Source organism: Deltaproteobacteria bacterium (genome assembly GCA_009929795.1).
Classification (GTDB): Bacteria; Desulfobacterota; Desulfovibrionia; order Desulfovibrionales; family Desulfomicrobiaceae; genus RZZR01.
This window is the reverse complement of sequence record RZZR01000278.1, coordinates 1-2246: the sequence shown is the minus strand read 5'-3', so window position 1 is coordinate 2246 and position 2246 is coordinate 1. Positions and strand designations below refer to the sequence as shown.

The window sequence follows — 2246 nt, the reverse complement described above, 5'->3', positions numbered from 1 at the left end:
TCTCCTGAAGCTCGCGGAGAATATTCCCCTATTCATAGGAAGAAATTTCTGTTCTTGAATCGGGGAACATTCGAGGACTCACCCCCCTCAAGCAGCCAGCGGGAGTGCTCGTTGAGCGTCCGGCCTGTTCTACGGGAGTCTGGTAAGAACCCAACCCTTTCCAGACAGCCCGACTTCCCGTTTGGTCGTCTTACGCCATCCGTTGGCCTTGAGCACCGGAGCGACAGCCGGGGAGTGGAGGGTCCGATCAATTTTGGATGACAGGATCCCAGTCTCCTCTTTCACATCGCTGGCTGTGAGGACAACCAGCTCCGTCTCCTGAAGAAGCAGCGCCAGCTTCTGTGGCCCCGAGAGCTTGACGCCCTCCGCAGCCTTCCCGATCCCGATCTCCTGTCCATCGGCATCCAGCCTTCGGACCTTCTCGACACCAGGGAAGAGCCGGTTGAGGTTGTTGCTGATGAGCTGGTAGTCGACATCCACCAGGTAGAGCCGCCCTGCTTGGGCCTTGGCATCCTTGTCGATGTTGCGAATGCAGATCCGAGCCGCGTCCTGCTTGTTGCTGATCAGGAGGTGGGAGTTCTGAGCTTCCCGGTACATCGGGTCCGAGGTCTTCCCCGAGGAGAGCTTGTCGAGATCAGCCGGACTAAATGCCTGTCCCGTGACGCTGCCGATCTTGGCAACCATGGTGCCCTTCGGCATGTAGTGGTCGCCGAGACGGACATAGACCGTGCAGTTCTTCCATTTGTTGGAGCCCCGTCCTCGCCCGAAGTTGGCGAAGTGGATTGTTCGACCCTCCCAGTTGACTGTGGCCTTGGTGTCTACCCGACCGGCGAGAGCCGGTTCGTCGTCCTCCAGGAAGAGCTTCTGGAACTTCATGGCCAGCAGATCCTTCTTCCCGTACACCAGGACCTCCTCGCCAGGCTCGGTGTGGGCCACGACGAACTGCTTGAGCCACGTCAGATAGTCCCTCGTCTTGTAGGCATTGCCGATGATCTCCTTTGGTCTCATCTTCCCGATGAACTGAGGTGGAGGGGTGACGTGGTTGACCTGAACCTTCGAGTAGTCGGGGGTCATACCGGTGACGAAGGAGACGTTGCCTCCGATCACGTACATCTGGTTGAGGTCGGCGGTACCGTCCAGGATGACCGTGTTCGGTTGGGCAGGTAACGCCCGCTGGTAGGCATGGAAGGCCGAGTCAGTCGTCCGGGAGTAGAAGAAACGGCCAGTGATCGCCGCCTTCAGGAACTCCACGGTACCCCAGTGGCGGTCCCCAATCTTCCTTGCCTGAGCTGGAGGTAAATGTGCTAGCCGAGCGCTGACATCCTCCCAGGTCAGGCTCAGGATAGCTTCCTTCTCGTCGGGGGTGAAGGTGAATCCCGACTCCAGAACCTTGCGCCGCTCCTGGTCCTTCAGCTCCGCCATCTTCTGGGTGACCGATCGGAGGTGAGGGACGACGGGGTGCGTGTCGGTGAAGCCGAAGGCTCGGGCCTCGTTGGCGACCACGGTCCCGGACATGGAGTCGGCCAGGGCAGCGACGTAATGAGGTTGTCGAGCCCAGATGAGGTCGAGTTTCGGATCTTCGTCGACGACGACCAAGTCTCTCAGTCTCCCCTTCCAGCGCAGGACGCCACGGTCTTTCTTTCCCTCAATGTCACTCTTCCATCTGGTGTGGGTGCAGACGACCAGGCGGGCCTGAGCGAACTCCTTCTCGGTGAAGGTCTCGGTAATGTCGATTCCTCGCTCCTCTCTGGCTTCCACCAAGTCATCATGGTTCGCGTTCGGTCGGTGAAGGCTTGTGAAGATGGCCAGATCATCTCGGTCAAGGAAACGACGGAGGCTCATGAAGATCTCGTGGGCCTCCTCGATCGTCTCTGTGATGAACGCCCCGGAGAAGTTGTGAGAGGCTCGCATCGCATGGAGGAGGAGTGCCATCGTACTCACCGTCTTCCCTCCTCCGGTTGGCGAGACCACGGCTTGGAATGCCGGATCTCCGACCTGCTGTGGGTCGGTTGCGAGGCTGGTTGCCCGAGCAAGGGCATAGGAGGTTTGTGTCTCCAGGCCGGTAGGTTCCCGTCCAATCAGCTCGGTGTAGAGGGCAGGTAGGGTGTCGAGGAAGGTCGACAGAATGTTCGCGTTATCGATGGTGTTCGTGTTCATATTCGCTCTCAAAGGCAGAAGCCTCCCGAGCCAAGGTCCCCCCGAACCAGCGCTGACCACCCATGAACAAAGGGTCACTGGGTCGGCAA

At 59.3% G+C, this 2246-nt stretch carries 1 protein-coding gene; it reads right to left on the bottom strand.

Annotated elements, in window-relative coordinates; genetic code table 11:
- Nucleotides 1–129: 129 nt before the first annotated feature.
- A complete protein-coding gene (locus EOM25_14170) occupies nucleotides 130–1941 on the bottom strand; it encodes a hypothetical protein (GenBank protein NCC26320.1) in 1812 nt (603 codons plus the stop codon).
- Between the last annotated feature and the right edge of the window lie 305 nt (nucleotides 1942–2246).